General features: G+C 69.3%; 10 protein-coding genes and 2 pseudogenes. 7 read left to right on the forward strand and 5 right to left on the reverse strand.

The features are described 5' to 3' along the window. Window positions 1-366 (reverse strand): YbaB/EbfC family nucleoid-associated protein, encoded by a 366-nt coding sequence (locus tag SKC42_RS22440; RefSeq protein WP_330966454.1) that lies wholly within the window; start codon window positions 364-366, stop codon window positions 1-3. Continuing rightward, complete coding sequence (locus tag SKC42_RS22445) at window positions 363-680, reverse strand: hypothetical protein (RefSeq protein ID WP_330966455.1); 318 nt, start codon at window positions 678-680, stop codon at window positions 363-365. The genes SKC42_RS22440 and SKC42_RS22445 overlap by 4 nt, the downstream gene beginning before the upstream one ends. A gap of 167 nt (window positions 681-847) precedes the next feature. Here SKC42_RS22445 and eccA point away from each other — a divergent pair, with 167 nt between their 5' ends. Further along, the gene (gene eccA, locus SKC42_RS22450; RefSeq protein WP_330966456.1) at window positions 848-2,659 is read left to right on the forward strand and encodes a type VII secretion AAA-ATPase EccA; all 1,812 of its coding nucleotides are present in this window, start codon (window positions 848-850) and stop codon (window positions 2,657-2,659) included. 89 nt (window positions 2,660-2,748) lie between these two features. Next, window positions 2,749-3,732: pseudogene (locus SKC42_RS22455) on the forward strand (MinD/ParA family ATP-binding protein); the annotation flags it as partial. 39 nt (window positions 3,733-3,771) lie between these two features. On the opposite strand, the gene SKC42_RS22460 reads toward SKC42_RS22455, so the two are convergent. Further along, entirely contained in the window at window positions 3,772-4,500 is a 729-nt protein-coding gene (locus SKC42_RS22460; protein ID WP_330966457.1) for a DUF5336 domain-containing protein, read from the reverse strand. A 19-nt stretch (window positions 4,501-4,519) separates the two neighbouring features. After that, entirely contained in the window at window positions 4,520-6,217 is a 1,698-nt protein-coding gene (eccE, locus tag SKC42_RS22465) for a type VII secretion protein EccE (RefSeq protein ID WP_330966458.1), read from the reverse strand. 114 nt (window positions 6,218-6,331) lie between these two features. Here eccE and eccB point away from each other — a divergent pair, with 114 nt between their 5' ends. Continuing rightward, window positions 6,332-7,840 carry a type VII secretion protein EccB gene (gene eccB, locus SKC42_RS22470; protein ID WP_330966459.1) on the forward strand — a complete coding sequence of 503 codons (1,509 nt, stop codon included), beginning with the start codon at window positions 6,332-6,334 and terminating at the stop codon, window positions 7,838-7,840. Window positions 7,841-7,842: 2 nt separating this feature from the next. Here the strand turns inward: eccB and eccD (SKC42_RS22475) are convergent, their stop codons facing one another. After that, the gene (gene eccD, locus SKC42_RS22475) at window positions 7,843-9,333 is read right to left on the reverse strand and encodes a type VII secretion integral membrane protein EccD (protein ID WP_330966460.1); all 1,491 of its coding nucleotides are present in this window, start codon (window positions 9,331-9,333) and stop codon (window positions 7,843-7,845) included. 83 nt (window positions 9,334-9,416) lie between these two features. Between eccD (SKC42_RS22475) and eccCa the strand changes: the two genes are divergently transcribed. The 4 genes and pseudogenes from eccCa to SKC42_RS22495 all read left to right on the forward strand — a co-directional run. Continuing rightward, a complete protein-coding gene (gene eccCa, locus SKC42_RS22480) occupies window positions 9,417-13,454 on the forward strand; it encodes a type VII secretion protein EccCa (RefSeq protein ID WP_330966461.1) in 4,038 nt (1,345 codons plus the stop codon). Beyond that, window positions 13,451-14,875: a type VII secretion integral membrane protein EccD gene (eccD, locus tag SKC42_RS22485; RefSeq protein ID WP_330966462.1), complete on the forward strand. Its 1,425-nt coding sequence runs from the start codon at window positions 13,451-13,453 to the stop codon at window positions 14,873-14,875. The genes eccCa and eccD (SKC42_RS22485) overlap by 4 nt, the downstream gene beginning before the upstream one ends. Continuing rightward, on the forward strand, window positions 14,872-16,248 hold the full coding sequence (gene mycP / locus SKC42_RS22490; protein ID WP_442932227.1) for a type VII secretion-associated serine protease mycosin: 1,377 nt from the start codon (window positions 14,872-14,874) through the stop codon (window positions 16,246-16,248). Before eccD (SKC42_RS22485) ends, mycP begins: the two co-directional genes overlap by 4 nt. 378 nt (window positions 16,249-16,626) lie before the next feature. Beyond that, window positions 16,627-17,940: pseudogene (locus SKC42_RS22495) on the forward strand (AAA family ATPase); the annotation flags it as partial. Window positions 17,941-17,942 lie beyond the last annotated feature (2 nt).

The raw sequence follows: 17,942 nt of genomic DNA on the forward strand, positions 1-17,942 counted from the left end.
TCATTCCCAGCCGGTGCCCGGTTGGAAACTCGCGCCGTTGCGGCCGGTGAGCGGCGCCCGCCGCAGCGCGGACATTTGCTCGGTGAACTCGGTTAGCAGGTGGCTCTGCCGGTCGGCGGCGTGGGCCGCCGCGACGCGGGCCGTGTCGGTGATGAGCTTCGCCAACGCGTCGGCCCCCCGCCGGTACGCGAAATCCGCCAGCCACAAGCCCGTCATCTGCCCCGACCCGTCGACCTCGACACTCACCGACCTGTCGCCGCTGGTGACGCGCACCGAGATGTTCCGGCAATGCTCATCCATGGCATTGAGCAGGTCACGCTGCCTCTTGATCCGGGCCAGCAACGAATCGGCAAGTCCGCCGGTCATATTGGTGTCAACCAGGTATCGGTCCGCGCATCCGGATCGCGCCCCAGCGCCGCCTCGGCGCGGGCCAGTTCGTCCTCCGTGGACAGCTGCAGCCGGCGGAGCACGGCCGGACTCACCCCCCGAGCCACCAGGGCGCGCCGGCGCGCGACCTGCGTGCGCACCGCCGACAGCCGACACAGCAAAAGGATGTCGTTCGCCAATTGCGCTGGGGACTTCGATAACTCACGCTTATCGATCTTGAGCGCAGTCGGCACGCCACGCTCGGTGGTACGGACTTCAAGCCCTCCGTTGCGCGCGACCGATGCCCCCTCCATGTGACCACCTTCGCCGAACGATAGCGCGAACTCATGAAAACCTCTGGCCCACAGCTTAGTACAATCGCAGACGACCCGGCAGTATCCGGCTGTCCCGCAAACGCGGTCGCTCACGTGTCGGCCGTTGCACGAACCCGGTTCCGTTGGCCGGGAGTTAGGGGCCACTGATGAGTGGTGACAACAGAAACGCGCAGCGTGTGTTCGACGCGGGGGTGCTCTCACTCGGGATTCAAATCGACGGGTTGGAGGTGGAGCGCGATATCGGATACGCGGCCAAGGCATTCCAACGGGCAACCGAATACGACCCGGACATGTGTGACGCGTGGCTGGGACGCGCGGCCGCCGGCGAAACCACCCCGGAGGTGATTCATCACCTGCACCGCACCGTCGCGTCGTTGGGCCGCGAGCAACGCCGGCTGGGTCTGGCGCCACGGGCGTTGTGCGGGCGCTTCGAGACGGGTCTTTACGTGGACTACACGTTGAGCTCGGCCACCGAGGTCAAACTGGCTTACGTGGCCAGCCTCATCCAAGGCAAGGATTACGACGAGGCCGAGGACATCCTCGACGACCTCGCGGCGGCGCGAGCGGCGATGCCCGACCCGGCCACCGACGAGGTGCGCGCCTACATGCGCGGCATCCTGCACTTCACCACCCAGCGGTGGCCCGATGTGCTGGCGGCACTGGCTCATTCCACGGCCTTCGTCGACGAGTACCTGGCCGCGGGCGCACACCTGATGGTGGGATCGGCGTGCGCGCAGATGGGACTGTTCGGCGAGGGGCTCCGGCGGCTCGATCAGGCCCTCGAGGGCCCGATCCCGGCCGCTCGCCGGGCCGCCGAATTCTGCAAGGGCCTCACGCTGCGGGAAATGGGCAACGAGGCCGAGGCGCGGAAGATCTTCGAGCGGACCTACAGCGAAGAGCCAGGCTTCGAGGCCAATTACGCGGCCCTCAAAGATCCCAAGTACCGACTTGTCATCACGACCAACGAGGCGATCAATGCACGGACCAACCGATGGGATCCGGACAGCTCACCGACGTCGGCCGACATGGACGCCGAAAGCCTGACCGAACGCGGTAACGAACACCTGCGGGCCGCGCAGCAGGAACTCGACCGCCAGGTCGGCCTCACCGACGTCAAACTACAGGTCGCGAAGCTGCGTTCCGCGGCCCGCCTGGCGAAGATGCGTGAGGACAAAGGCCTCAGCACCGGCTCGCGCAGCCTGCACTTGGCGTTCACCGGGCCGCCGGGAACCGGTAAGACGACGATCGCGCGGGTGGTGGCCAAGACCTACTGCGGCCTCGGGCTGCTGGAATCGCTCAACGTCGTCGAGGCGAAGCGGCAGGACTTCGTCGGTCAACACCTGGGCAGCACGGCGATCAAGACCAGCGCGTTGATCGACACCGCCATGGGCGGGGTTCTTTTCATCGACGAGGCGTACACGCTGATTCAAACCGGCCTGTCGGGCGGTGACGCCTTCGGGCGCGAGGCGGTCGATACGCTGCTGGCGCGGATGGAAAACGACCGTGACCGCCTGGTGGTGATCATCGCCGGTTACGACGCGGAGATCGACCGCTTCCTCGCGTCCAACGAGGGCCTTTCGTCGCGATTCACCAAGCGGATTCGGTTCCCGTCGTACAGCCCGACCGAACTGGGTGACATCGGTCGCCTGATCGCCAAGTCGCGCGACTCCGAGCTGTCGCCGGACGCCTACGACGAGCTGGTGAACGTGTGCACACGGCTCTGCGCCGAGCAGTCCACCGACCATGACGGAAACGTGCGCAAGAGCATCGATTTGGCCGGCAATGGACGCTTCGTGCGCAACGTGATCGAGATGGCCGAGGAGGAGCGCGCCTACCGGCTCACCGAGGGGCTCGACTCGGGGCTGGCCGGCCTGGACGAGGACGACCTGGTGCGCATCGAAGGAAGCGACGTGAAAGCGGCGCTGGCCGGCATTCTGCAGACGCTCAATTTGAACTAGCGACCGCTGGAGACCGTGTGACATACCGTGACCACACCGACGGGGCCGCTGTGACCGGTCGATCAGCGACCGCTGGGCCCGTCGGTCCGCCGCTCACGACGCACTTCACCAGCGCCACGCCCGACGACCCGTCCCGGCACCGAGCCATGACCGGCCCGGCCGCCGACGAACTCGGCCTGATTCGCCCGACGAAGCCCGCGCCGCGGGGCGGCTGGCGAAAAGCGCTGCATCGCATGACCGCCGGAACGGTCAACGTTGGTGAATCCTCGGCCGAAGAGCGGTTCCGGCTCTTGGCCGATCGCGCCAATCAGCCGGTGCGGGGTTCGTACAGCATCGCGGTGCTCTCGCTCAAAGGTGGCGTCGGCAAGACCACGACAACCGTCGGATTGGGCGCGACCTTCGCGTCGTTGCGGGGCGACCGGGTGATCGCGGTCGACGCCAACCCCGACTTCGGCACCCTCGCCCAGCGGGGCCCGAACGAGACCCCCTCGACGGTGCGCGACCTGCTCACCGACGGGGAACTGCTTCGCTACCCGGACATGCGGCGGCACACCTCGCAAAGCCCCAGCCGACTGGAATTCCTGGCCTCCGAGCGCGATCCCGCTGTCTCCGAAGCATTCTCCGAGGGCGACTATCGGGCGGTGCACCGGATCCTGGACCGCTTCTACAACATCATCCTCACCGACTGCGGCACGGGCATGACGCATTCGGCCATGCGCGGTGTCCTCGACACCGCCGACGCGCTCATCGTGGTCGCCTCACCGGCGATCGACTCCGCCCGAAGCGCGCTGGCGACACTGGATTGGCTGCAGCACCACGGCTACGCCCATTTGGTGCCCGATGCCAGGGTGGTTTTGAGTTCGGCCCGCCCCGGTGTGATGCCGATCGATCTGGACAAGCTGACCCAGCATTTCCGCTCGCGCGTGCGCTCCCTGTTTGTCATCTCCTACGATCAGCACCTCGGCGAGGGCGGGGAGATCTCGTTGGAACTGATGAAACGCAAGACCCGTCTGGAATACCTGGAACTGGCCGCCTCGGTGGCCGACGGGTTCGCCTCCAAGGCGCACCCGTAGCGGCGGATCGATTGGCCAAGCCTTGTGCAGCGCAGCCGGCTAGGGGCCCGGCGGCTGAACGGTGTTGTCGCCGGGGTGCTGCCGGTACGCCCGGTACGGGTCGCTTCCGGGGGCGCCGCGGTTCGCGCCCGGCATGCCCGGATCGATCCCCGGCCCCGCGGGCCGCTCGCCGCCCGAGCCGCGCCGCCGCTGGGCCGCGGCGCCCACATCGTGCTGCGCGTACCTGGCGTGCAGCTCCGCATAGGAATCGCCCGCCGCCGTGGCCCCGGCATCGGCACCGGCCCGTCCGTGTGCCGCGCCTTGCCGCGCGGCGGAATGGGCATCGGACGGCGCCGGCTGATACTGCGCCGCATACGCCTGATACGTCTGGAGCATGCGGACATACGCGGAATAGTCCGGCGGGACAGCGGTTCCGGCCGGCGTGACCACCCTGGCCTCACGCATCAGCGCACCCATCGCCGCCACGGCCTGCAGTCCGTTGAGCGCCATCACCACGGTCAGCGCCCAATGCGGATGCCCGGCTCGGGTCCACGCCAACAGCGCGTCGGAGAATCCGGTGGCGGCCAGAACGACGACGAGCCAGCCACGGCTGGGCTGACGGGGCACGAGGCCCACCGCCGCCACGACCGCGGCGGGCACGCCGAGCCGCACCGGGAAATCGAACGCGACCGGCGAGCCGACGCTGACCGCCAAGGTCACCGGCCCCACGATCGCGACGGCGATCCACAGGCCGCGGGTGACCCGGTCCTGTCGTCCCCGGTCGGCCATCGAAGCCCCTCTCGTCACGTCAGCCGGCCATGGCGAATGACGACCCGATGTATCGCATCTCGTCGTCGGTGGCCACCATGGTCACGACAGCCGATCCCGAATGGGTGTCCACTCGCACCAGGTCCCGATCGTTGTCGAGCAATCGCAATGTCACATCGGCATTCTCGGTGGGCTGGGCGTGCCACGGTCTGACCACCACCATTGTCATGGTATCCGGGATCCTTCGCTCGGCCACCCCGTCGAACAGCTCTACCCCATAATGGGATGGCTGGTCGCTCGCGGCGGGTTCCACGTGGTGGCCGTTGACATCCAGTAAGTCGTGGTCGGCGATTTGCTCGGACATCGCGTGCCACGCGGCCGGCCGGCTGGTGTTCACCCGGACCCGGGCACCGAGAGCCACGGAGCGCAGCACCACCTGCTGGGCCAGATGCAACGTGCCGCACATCTCGACGCGTCGCACTCCCGGTCCGAAGAGCGGCAGGGCAACGGCCCGCCCGAGTTCGTCGGCCCCGATCAGCTGGCCGCAACCGGAGGCCGGCACCGCGAGGTCCACGAGCGAATCGAGCCCTCGGCCAAACACCCAGTGCCGCAGCGGACGTCGTGGCGGCGGCACCGGCAACGTGGACATCCACGCGGCGCGCTGCCTGCCGGGCAACTCCCCGAGGCCGTCCAGCCGGGCCCGGACGCGTCCGTACGTCTCGAAACGAACCAGGCCACGAAGCTTGACGCCGTCGGAACGGTCTTCGCGGCGCAGCGAGAGGCAAACCGTCGTCGCCTGAGTCGGCACGGTCCACAATTGACCCAACCCCGCCTCGGTGAACATCGACGGCTTGAGGAAAAAGGTGCGCAGTTCGAACCGGCCCTGATGGCAGGCGGCCCACCTCTCCTGGACCTCCTGAGGGTCGAGCCCGGCGGACAATTCGTCTGCGAGCTCGGCGATCTCGGCTTTGCCGAGGACGCGGCAACGCAGTCCCGCCTCGACCAGCCGGTTGGCGACCCTGCTGGTCGCGGTCGCTGCGGTGCGGAGCACCCCTTCCCACCCGCCGCCCCGGCGGCGCACGGCGTCGGGGCACCGATCCGGATCCACGCGGATCACCACGCACACCGTGCGCGCGGCGATCGCCGGCAGCGGACCCAGTACGGCGTCGTACGCGGCCTGGATGGGGTTGCGGCCCGGTAACCGGACTCCCCGGCCGATCACATCGACGGAATCCAGCGAAACATCGAATTGGCGCAGGCATTCGGCGAGCAGACGCAGCGGGATGGTCTGTCCCGATACCACGGCGGCGGGCTCCATGATCGTCATCGCGGACGCATCCTGATCGATTCGGATCACTGACATCAACAGTTGTCGGTCCCAGTGGAAGCCCATCGCGGCGCTCCCGGGCAGTTGGGTGTCGAACGCGTCGGATCGCCGCTGCCCGCGTCGGCGGCTGTCGTACCGGAAGACGAGCCGCTGCGCCGCGCGGTGCGACAACGACCCTCCGCGGACGGGAAGCATCACGATCAGGGCAACCGCCAAACCCATTGCGGCGCCGGACCACCCCGGCCGGTGCAGCGGGACCGCACCGATGATTCCGAGCGCGACGAGGGTTTGGGCCGCCAGCAGGATCGCCATCGGTATGACGCGCTGCGGGATGATCGCCGTGCTCGCCGACAGCGGCGGGGGCTCATCCTCTCGACCCCGGCCGGCGCGCGTGGCGTCACGAATGGTCACTCACTTCCCCCTTTCCGCGCGGAAAACGAAATGGGTTCGGCGGCAGCGCCTGTCGTGGCGGAGTACGCTGGTCTGGACTTCTTGTCCGTCCTCGAAACCTGATGGGGGCCCGCAATGCCGGCGCAGGTGACGACGCGCGCGCAGGTCAACGGGTATCGGCTGCTGATCCGCAGGCTGGAACACGCGCTGATCCGCGCCGATTCGCGGATGATCCACGACCCGATGCGCGGACAGATACGCGCGCTGCTGGTCGGCCTGATCCTCGCCGTCCTCATCTGCGGCGGTGCCGGGGTGCTGGCATTCTTCAGGCCGGCCCCCAACTTCGGGGATTCGACCATCATGCTCAGCAAGTCCAACGGCACACTGTTCGTACGCATCGGTGATCGGCTGCATCCGGTCCTCAATCTCGCGTCGGCCCGGCTGATCGTCGGAAAGAGCGATTCCCCAAAGCAAGTCGACGACAAGTTCCTTAACACCGTTCCGTTAGGCCCGGCGGTTGGGATCGTCGGGGCGCCCAGCAGTATCCACGGTGCGGCGGACCCGGCCGTTGCGTCGTGGACGGTGTGTGATTCCACACAACTGGGCTCCGCCGCCGACCAACCCCACGCCCCCGCGGTCGAGACCACGGTGCTGGCGAGCGAGCCTGTGCTAGGTGATCGCATCCGCCCGGCGTCGCCCGAGCAGATGTTTCTCACCAAGTCGGGGGGCTCCACATACCTTGTATACAACGGAGTACGGGCCGCCATCGACCCGGCCGACCCGACCCTGCACAACGCGCTGCACTTGAACGACAGCGAAATTCGAGATGTCTCACCGGGATTGCTCGACGCGTTCCCGCTGGTCGATCCGATCGTGCCGATCGAGATCCCCGGGGAGGGCGAGCAGGCCGGATACCTACCCGACGGCTACCGGGTGGGGGCCATCCTCACCGCGGTCGATTCGCGCGGCGAGCAGCTCTACGTGGCGCTGCGCGAGGGACTGCAGCCGATCTCCGCGGCCGCCGCGGACATCATCCGATACGGCAACCGGGAATCCCCCGCCGCTGCCGCACCGATCTCGGTCTCCCCGGCGCTGGTCAGCGGGGCACCCGTCGTCCACGCCTTGCGGGTGGACCGCTACCCGGCGACCCCGACGCGCTTCATCCACGCCGATCCCGACCGGGTGGTGTGTATGTCCTGGCAGCGCAACGCTTCCGCGTCCGGCGCCATCACTCACATGCTGGTCGGCGATCGCCTCCCCCTGCCCGACGGCGCGCAACCGGTGCGCCTGGCCACCGCGGACGGTGGGGGTCCGGCGCTGGACACCGTCTACCTCAGGCCCGGGACCGGTGAATACGTGCGTGCCACCGGCGACGGGCCCGGCGGCCAGGAGATGGGGCCGTTGTTCTACGTCGACGACGTGGGGGTGCGCTTCCATGTCGCGGACACGGCCGCCGCGGCAGCCCTCGGGATGGAGGGGGGCAAGGCCGCCGCCGGCGCCGACCAACAGCCGCGGCCCGCGCCGTGGAGCGTGCTGGGGCTACTGCCGCCGGGACCCGAGCTCTCACCGCAGGCGGCGTTGATCGCCCACGACGGAATAGCCGGCGACGCCGAGGGGTCCAAGATCACACCGCCGAGGGGCTGACCTCAGATCCGCAGCTCGCGGAAGAAGGTGTACAGCCGGATGATCGAGCAGGCCAGCGGGAAGATCGCCGCGATCGCGACGTACTCCTGGATCTCGACCCAGCGCCGCAGCACCGGTGAGAACTCACGCTGTGGCGCCACCAAACCACACAGCACCATCAGGACGGTCAGGGCGAGCAGCGCGACAGCGGCGTTGACTTGCCACCCGTCGACGAAGGTGGCGGTCTGGACGATGACCGCGAGCGCGACCACCAGTCCGCCGCCGATCAACATGGCGGACTGCGCCAAATCGTGGTGGCTGCGCCCCCGCAAACAGAGCACCGCCGCAACGGTAACGCCGAACAGCGTCCCTTGCCAGGAGAATTCACGGCCGACGCCCAGTGCACAGGAACAACCGACGACGGCCAACATCGCGGCAGCCGTCACGATTCCAGTCAGGTGGTCCCTGGCGCGCCGAACCTGCTCTGCGACACCTTCCTCGGTCGGGATGACCTGCTTGCCGATGGCGCTGACACCGTCAACCGCCGTTCCGCCCTGGGTTTCGATGTCGTCGAGCGGCTCACCGGCGGTCGGAACGCGCGGCACGGGGAGCCTGGACAGCAGGATCGTCGCCCGCGGGGCGAGGTACACGACGATGACGGCCGCCGTGGCCAGCAGTGCCCCCACCGAGCGTGGAGCCGGGCGAAAGAGCAGCTCCGCCAGTGCGGCTGGCGTGCCCAGGAACCCGAGCGTGACGACAGCGCTGTACAGCGGCCGGCCTGGCCGCGAGGTCAGCAGCCCCACCAACGCGACCAGGGCCGTGATCGCCAGGGCCACGGGCAGCGCGTCGATGCCGTGCGCGTCCGGGACCACAGCCCAGGACCCGCCGAATACCAGCAGCAGCGCGATGCCGGCGAGCCACGCCCTGGCTTCGGCGTCCCCGGGACGCCTCGAGGCGAGGAAAGCGACGGCCGCGCAGCCCAATCCGGTGGCGAGCACCGCCAGCGCCGGTATCGGCATGCCGAACACCGACGGCGCGCCGACGCCCAATCGAAGCACCAGCACGGTGGCGGCGGCCATCGCCGCGCCGAGCCCCAAGCGGGTCGCCGTCCGGCCGTGCTTGACCGCCCACCGGTCGCCGGCGGCATCCGGCGTGCCTTCCACGTCGTCGACCAAGGGGGTCGGCGCGGGGCGGCCGGTTTGCCGGACGAGCAGCAGATCGCCGTCGCAAACGCCGGCGTCCCGCAACGACCGGTCGGGGTCCAGAGCCTCGCCGGTGAGGCGTGACAACGTCCATTTCCTTTCGCCCTCATCGAATTTGGCGCCCGGATCCGTCTGACCGGTAAGGTGGTCGTTGGCCATCCGGATGACGTCACCGGTGATTTCCGCGACGCTGGCGTTGTCGGGCGCACCCACGTCCAACAGCAGCCGGCCGACCACAACGGTGATCCTGCTCAACCCTTGCTCGTCTTCGAACGCGGGGTCCGGCTCGGCCAGCGGCAGCGCTACCGCCATCGCGCGCGGCCTGCCATGTGAGACATGGTGGAAACACTACCTGGGGCTCGTGACGCCGGTCCGGGGTCGGCACGGGAGGCAGCTTGGCTAGGCAAGGTTTCGTCCGCCGCCTGCGGGTCGCACCGCCGCGGATGCCGGGCGGGGAGGTTGCCCTTCAGTCGCCGCCGGAAGTGCCGCGCGTCATCCCGGGCAATCTGCTGACCAAACTGATGCCGCTGATGATGGTCGTCGCCAGCGTCGGCATGATCGCGCTGATGATCACGGTGGGCGGTCGGGACGTCACCCGCAACCCGACGTTCCTGATCTTTCCCATGATGATGGTGATGTCGATGGCGGGCATGTTCATGGGCGGCGGTGGCGCCGGCCGAGCGGGTAAGGCCGCGGCCGAACTCGACGAGGAGCGCAAGGATTTCTTCACCTATCTGGCCGGCCTGCGTGAGGACGCCGAAACAACCGGCGACGCCCAGCGGGCCGCGCTGGAGTGGAGTCACCCCGATCCGCGGACCCTCATCGACATCGCCGGCACACGTCGCATGTGGGAGCGCCGGCCCACTGACAACGACTTTTGTCACGTCCGCGTCGGAGTGGGCACCCACCGGCTCGCCACCCGGCTGACGGCACCGGAAACCGGTCCGCCGGAGGACTTGGAGCCGGTGTCCACCAACGCCCTGCGACGGTTTGTCAGCACCCATTCGGTGGTGCATTCGCTGCCCACCGCGGTGTCGCTGCGCGCGTTTCCCACGGTCACCCTGCAGGGCGACCGGGACCTGGGCCGCCAGCTGGTGCGTTCGATGATCCTGGAATTGTCCGCCTTTCACGGTCCGGACCACCTGCAGGTCGCGGTGGTGACCGCCGACCCGGACAATGCCTGCTGGAGCTGGGTGAAGTGGTTGCCGCAGGCGCAGCATGCAACGGCGCGCGACGGCTGCGGCAGCATGCGGCTGCTCTTCCCGTCGCTGGAACTGCTGGAGAGCTCACTGGCGCCGGATCTGGCGGAGCGGGGCCGCTTCACCCGGAATGCCCTGCCGGGTCCGGGTGTTCGTCAGTTGGTCGTCGTCATCGACGACGGTCGTGTCACCGGTGACGAGAGGTTGGTCACCGACGCCGGCCTGGACAGCGTCACGGTGCTGGACCTCAATGGCCCGCGTGCGGGCGCGGCCACGCGGCGCGGGTTGCAGTTGGTGGTCGAAGACGACGACGTCGGCGCGCGCACCGCGGCGGGCACGGAGCGCTTTGCCACCCCGGACCGGATCTCGCTCGCCGAGGCCGAGGCCACCGCGCGCGCGTTCAGCCGATACCAGCTGGGCGGGGCCGCCCACATCGTCAACCTGGAGTCGGATGCCCGAGCCACCGATCCCGGCCTGATGGCGTTGCTGAACATTCCCGACGCCGCGACGATCGACCCCGAAGAGGTGTGGCGCCAGCCCAGCCCGCGCAACCGCCTCCGGGTGCCCGTCGGCTACACACCGGCCGGTCAGCCGCTCGAGTTGGACATCAAGGAGTCCGCCGAGGGCGGCATGGGCCCGCACGGCCTGTGCATCGGCGCCACGGGCTCGGGCAAGTCCGAATTCCTGCGCACCCTGGTGCTGGCCATGATCACCTCACATTCGCCGGAGGTGTTGAATCTAGTTTTGGTCGACTTTAAAGGCGGGGCAACGTTTCTCGGGCTCGACGGCGTGCCGCACATCGCCGCGATCATCACCAACCTCGAAGACGAGCTCACGATGGTCGACCGGATGCGCGACGCCTTGGCCGGTGAGATGAACCGCCGCCAGGAGCTGCTGCGCTCGGCGGGCAACTTCCCCAACGTCACCGAATACCAACGGGCGAGGGCCAACGGTGCCGAGCTGGACCCCCTGCCGGCGCTGTTCATCGTGGTCGACGAGTTCTCCGAACTGCTTTCGCAGAAGCCCGATTTCGCCGAGCTGTTTGTCATGATCGGCAGACTCGGCCGGTCGTTGCACATTCATTTGCTGCTGGCGTCGCAACGCCTCGAGGAGGGCAAGCTCCGTGGGCTGGACTCGCACCTGTCCTACCGGATCGGCCTGAAAACCTTCTCGGCCGGCGAGTCACGCAGTGTGCTCGGTGTGCCGGACGCCTACCATTTGCCGAGCGTTCCCGGTTCCGCGTTCCTCAAATGCGACGCCGACGAACCGATCCGCTTCAATGCGTCCTACGTCTCGGGTGAGTACGTCAGCCCCCGGCTGACGTACCGGACCGGGCGGACGTCGTTGCTGGGCGCCCGGGCGCCGAAGCTGTTCACCGCGACGCCCGTCGAAAAGGATCCCGTGCCGGCCGCGCCGATCGAGGACGTCAGCGGCGCCGCCGATGCGGAAACCTCTTCCGGGCCCACCAAGACCACCCTGCTCGACGTCGTGGTGGGCAGGCTGCGCGGGCATGGCCGTCCCGCGCACGAGGTGTGGCTGCCCCCACTGGAGGCCAGTCCGGCGATCAACGTGCTGCTGCCCAATCCGAAGTGGAGCGATCCGACGAACCGCAACGGACGGCTCTGGCTTCCGATCGGACTGGTGGATCGCCCCTACGACCAGCGCCGCGACGCCCTGGTGATCGACCTGTCGGGCGCGCAGGGCAACGTCGCGGTCGTCGGGGGGCCGCAGTCGGGCAAGTCGACGGCGATCCGCACCATCATCATGGCCGCCGCCGCCACCCACACGCCCGAGCAATTGCAGTTCTACTGCCTCGACTTCGGCGGGGGGACCCTGGGCAGCCTCGCTAATCTGCCGCACGTCGGCAGCGTCGCCGGCCGGATGGACGCCGACCGGATCCGCCGTACCGTGGCCGAGGTCAGCGGGCTGCTGCGCGAACGCGAGCTGCGCTTCCGGGACCTCGGGATCGAGTCGATGCGCGACTTCCGGCAGCGCAAAGCGCAGCTGGCCGGGATGCCGCCGGACGCGGCGGCCCGGGACCCGTTGAACCAGGACAAGTTCGGTGACGTGGTTCTTGTGGTCGATGGTTGGGCCACCATCAAGAGCGACTTCGAAATGTTGGAACCAGCGTTGCAGGCTATTGCGATCCAGGGGCTTTCGTACGGCATTCACCTGGCTGTCACCGCCAGCCGCTGGATGGAGATCCGGCCGGCGGTCAAGGACATGCTGGGCACCCGCGTCGAGCTGCGGATGGGCGACCCGGTCGACAGCGATATCGGCCGGAAATGGGCGGAACTCGTTCCCGTCGGCCGTCCCGGCCGCGGAATGAGCCCGGAGCGGCTGCACATCCTGATCGGGTTGCCGCGCCTCGACTCCAGTTCGGACGTCGACGACTTGGCCACCGGCGTTGCCGGCGCCTGCGCCGAGGTGCGCCAAGCCTACGGCGAAAGGCAGGCGCCGCGGGTGCGCATGCTGCCCCACAGCGTCGATCGCGGTGCTGTCGTCGATGCCGCGCGCCGCGCGGGCGCCCTGGACGGGAAGGCCAAGGTCGCCATCGGTATCAACGAAACGGAGTTGGCGCCGGTCGTGCTCGATTTCGACGCCCAACCGCACCTGGTCGCCCTCGGCGACGGCGAGTGCGGCAAGACGAGTTTGCTGCGCAACATCGCCGAGGGGTTGATGGCGAACGCCTCGCCGCGCGATTGCAAGATCGTCCTGGTCGATTTCCGGCGCACACTGCTCGGGGTCGTCGACAACGACCACCTCGGCGGATACGCGACGTCCGCCCAGTCGTGCGCCGAGCTGATGGCGGCGCTGGCGGCGTCGATGAAGGACCGGCTGCCCCCGGCCGACATCACCCAGCAACAGCTCAAAGACCGCTCGTGGTGGAACGGGCCGGACGTGTACCTGCTCATCGACGACTACGACCTCATTCCCGGTGGCTCGCTCAATCATCCCCTGGGTCCGATCGTCGAATACCTGCCGCAGGCAAGGGACATCGGTTTGCGCGTGGTCGTCGCCCGGCGGATCGGCGGGGCCGCGCGGGCCATGATGGATCCGATCGTGGGGCGGATGAAGGATTTGTCCTGCAACGCCCTGGTGATGAGCGGCACCAAGGAGGAAGGCGCGCTTTTCGGCTATAAGGCTCAGCCGATGCCCCCGGGGCGGGGGATGCTGCTGTCGCGCACGATCAGAAGCGACGTCATCCAGCTGTCGCGGATGCCGGACCTGTGACCGAAACCCGCGAAACGGAAGAGACCGCACGCGTCTCGCCGGTCCCGCCACAGGTGCGATTGTCGTTCCTGACCAGCCGGACTCAGGTGGACGTGTCGCTGCCGCTCGATGTGCCGCTCGCATGGTTGACCCCCGAGCTGGTGAAACTGGCGGGGGTTCGTGAGGCGGCGGACGCGCACTCAGTGGAGGAGCCGTCGAACGAGCACAACGGCACCGTGTGGGTGCTGAGCCGGCACGGCGGCGCCACGCCGCTCGCGCCCGACGCCACGCTACGCGAGACCGGCGTCACCGAGGGCGAGTTGCTGCGGCTGACCGCGCAACCCGCGCTGTCGGCGCCGACGCTCTTCGATGACGTGGTCGATGCCGCCGCGCGCCTCAACAAGGCAGGCTACGCGGGGTGGGACAGCGGCGCGGCCCGTTGGATGGCATTCGCCGGGGTGTACGGCGCGGCGGCAATCTGGGTGTACTTCCTGCTGGCGCCCGCGTTCAGCGCGAATCGCCCTGCGCTGCTGGGGTTGTCCGCAGTTGCGGCGCTCGGGCTCGCGGGGGTGGCGGCGATGGCCCAGCGCTCCCATGGCCGGTCCGACGTCGGCGCGGCGCTGGGATGGTCGGTGCTTCCCGTGGCGACCGCGATCGCCTGGGCGACGCTGCACGCGTGGGGCGGCTACGCGCTGGCCGCCGGATGTGGCGCGGTGGCCGCGATTTCGGCCGCCTTGTATTTTTGCATCGGCACGGGACTCTGGGGTTATCTGACCGCCGCGGTGGTCGCCATCCTCGCGGGGCTCGCGCTGGCGGCGCACACCGCGGGGATCCCGACCCCGGTGGTGGGGGCGGGCCTGGCCGTGATCGCCACGGTGGGATGCGGCGCGGCCCCGGCGGCGCGGTTCACGCGCCGCGGCCCCCGGCACCTCACCGAACCCGACGGCCGTCCCGATCACGCCGCCGCGGAAGACCTCTGGGCCCGCAGGCGCTCGGACGAGGTGGCTCGCGCGGCGTGGCGCGCCGGCCTGGCGTCCAGTGCCGCACTCGGAGCGCTGGCCGTCCTCCGACCGCACGGTCCGGTGCAGCCGGCGCTGCCGGTCCAGTGGCCCGGACTCGCCTTCGCGGCGGGCTGTGCTGCGACGCTGGGACTCTACGCGCTCCAGTCGAGCAACGCGGCCGAGCGCGCCGCGCTGTCCGTGCCCGCCGCGGCCCTCGCGGTGACGAGCTGTGCGCTGGCCCAGGCCGGCAGCCAGCCGTTGCGCCTGACGGCATTCGGGCTGCTGCTGGCGACCACCGCCGCGGTTGCCGTGGCCGGCCCGGCCCGCGTGCGCGGACGACTCGCGACGGCCGCGGCGTATGGCGCTTACCTGAGCACCGCGGCGTTGATCCCGTTGGCGCTGTGGGCAACCGGCGCTTACGTGCGATTGGGCATCGCGTGACGCGCCGGGCAGCGGCGCTGGCCGCCGCGATCGCCTTCGCATTCGCGTTGCTGGCCCCCGCAATGGCGCAGGCCATCGAGCCGCCGGCGGTACCGCCGGGCGACCCCCCGACCGGGCCCGTCGCGCCGCCGGACCCCACCGAACAACGGACCGCATGCGGGATCGGCACCGTGTTTCCCGGCAGCCGCTTCCAGCAGCGCCCCGCCGCCGACATCATGCTCAATTATTCGGCCGCCTGGGCTTTTTCGCGAGGCGCCGGGCAGAAGGTCGCGGTGATCGACACCGGGGTGGCGCCCAATCCGAGGCTCCGCGCGCTCGAAGCGGGCGGCGACTACGTCTCGTCGTCGGACGGCCTGGTCGACTGTGACGCCCACGGCACCCTGGTCGCCGGTTTGATTGCCGCGGCGCCCGGCCCTGACGACGCCTTCGCGGGCGTCGCACCGGACGCGGCGATCCTGTCGATCCGACAGAACAGCGACCTGTATGCCGCGCACGGACCGGGGTCGGCACAGAATGACCCGAACGCGGTGTCGCCGGGTTACGGCAACACCCACACACTGGCGCTGGCCATCGTGCACGCCGTGGACATGGGGGCGACGGTGATCAACCTGTCCGAGGCCGCCTGCGCGCCGGTGGGTGCGGCCCCGGACGACGGTGCGGTGGGGCAGGCCGTTCGATATGCCTTCGAGCGCAACGTCGTGGTGGTGGCGGCGGCGGGTAACCTCAGCCCGCAGGGGTTGTGCAGCGCACAGAACGAGGTGCGCGACCCGAACCTCCCCCTTGCCGACGCGTGGCGTTCGGTGACCACTGTCGCCAGCCCGGCGTGGTTTCGCGACTACGTCCTCACCGTCGGTGCGGTGGCACCGGACGCGAAGCCGAGCGAGTTCTCGTTGCATGGCCCCTGGGTGAGCCTGGCCGCGCCCGGTGAGCAGCTGACGTCGTTGAGCCCCAACGGTCCCGGTTTGATGAACGCCTGGCAGGACCCCCAGCACGGCGCCGTCGCGGTCAACGGCACCAGCTTCGCCGCCCCCTTCGTTTCGGGCGTCGTCGCCCTGGTCCGGTCGCGGTTCCCCGGCATGTCGGCCGGTGAGGTGATGGAACGGATCGAGCGCACCGCGCGGATGCCGGACGCCGGGCCGAACCCTGCCACCGGCTACGGCGTCGTGGACCCAGTCGCCGCGCTGACCGCCGAACTGCCGGCCGCCGCCGATAGGCGCGACCCCTTCGCCGGCCATGCGATCAACGTTCCGCGACAGCGTGATCCGACGAGCCGTCGCACCCGTGACATCGTGCTCGTCGTCCTGGCGACGTGCGCGGCGATGGCGGTGGTCACCGTTGTCGTCACCCGCGGGACCGCCCGGAAACCACAGTGATCGCGGCGCCGCGCCAGGTGAGCGTCGACCCGAGAGTCCTCCCGAGAGTCGAGGTGTGAGACTGACATGCATCCCTACCACGAGCGTCCGGACGCCGAGCCGTCATCTGAATTCGACGAAATCGAGGGCAGGGCAGCCCAATTGCTGGCTCAGATGGCCGCCCAACGCGCGCAACGCCAAGAGCCGCGAATCGAACTCGTCCCGGAGATGCGCGCGGAGCTGGACGAGGAACCGTTCGCCACCGCGCCGGAAGCCGAAACGACCGGTGAACCATCCGACGGTCCGATCCCGGAGCCCGACGATGCCGACCCCGACGAGCTCGGGAACGGTGCCCCTCCTGAGGAGCGGCCTCGCCCCTTGCGACGCATGGCACGGCCGCCATGGCAGACGTCACCACCCCCGATCGGCAGCGACTTCGACCCGGAACTCGAGATGGACGGCGGGTTTTCGGAAGTTCGCTCGCCCGGGACCGAACATGACGAGCAGGCGGCGAGCCCGCCATTCCTCGACGCGCTGCCGCCGGGATGGCCCCCCGGCCTGCCGTTGCCCGAGCCCGGTTGGCACGCACCCCCTCCGGGCTGGCCCCCGACCCTGCCGCCGCCGTCGCCCGGATGGCCCGGTGTTCCGCCCTGGATGCCAGCACCCGACCGGCTCCCGCCTGACGAGCCGGGGCTCGACGGCTCCCAGCCTCTACCGGCACCCGCCGGGCCGCGGCACCGCCGCGAAGGATCCACGGCTTTCCAGGGGTATCGGACGCCGCCGTCGCTCGACGAGGCCGAAGTCCTGAGCCGCGATCCGCACGCGCCCGAATCGGGTTGGCGGCGGGCGCTTTACCGCGTCACCGGCGGACGGGTCAACCCCGGCATCTCCCGCAGGGAACGCGAACGCGCGGAATTGTTCGAGCAGATTCGGCAACCCATCACCGGCGATTTCCGGATTGCGGTGCTGTCCATCAAGGGTGGGGTCGGAAAGACCACCACCACACTGGGGTTGGGCTCGGCGCTGGCGATGGTGCGCACCGACCGCGTCATCGCCGTCGACGCCAACCCGGACCGCGGCACGCTGGCCGAACGGGTCCTCGACACGTCGACGTCATCGACGGTGCGCGACCTGCTGCGGGATCCGGACATCAGGCGATACGCAGACGTCCGCAACCACACCCGGATGGCGCCGAGCCGGCTGGAGGTGCTGGCAAGCGAGCAAGATCCAGCGGTGGCAGAGGTTTTCGGCGAGACCGACTATCGGCAGACGATGGATATCCTGCGGCATTACTACAACATCATCCTCACCGATTGCGGTACCGGCATCATGCATTCGGCGATGGCCGGAGTGCTGGACCTGGCGAACGCCATCGTGCTGGTGAGCTCGCCCGCCATCGACGCCGCCCGCAGCGCGTCGGCGACGCTGGACTGGTTGAGTCAGCACGGGCACGGGGCCTTGGTGCGCGACGCCCACGTGGTGTTTAGCGCGTCGAAGCCCGGTTCGGCCGCGTTGAAGCTGGACAAGGTCGTCGAACATTTCGAAGCGCGGTGCAAGTCCATCCACATCGTCCCGTTCGAACCGCACCTGGCCGAGGGCGCCGACTTCGACTTCGCCGCGCTCAAGCCCGCGACCGCGCGTGCCTACCTGGAACTGGCCGGTGCGGTGTCGGAGAAGTTCTCCCGGATGGCCTGGCCCTACGAGGTCCGCTGACG

The sequence above is a fragment of the Mycobacterium sp. 050134 genome (genome assembly GCF_036409085.1).
Lineage (GTDB): Bacteria > Actinomycetota > Actinomycetes > Mycobacteriales > Mycobacteriaceae > Mycobacterium.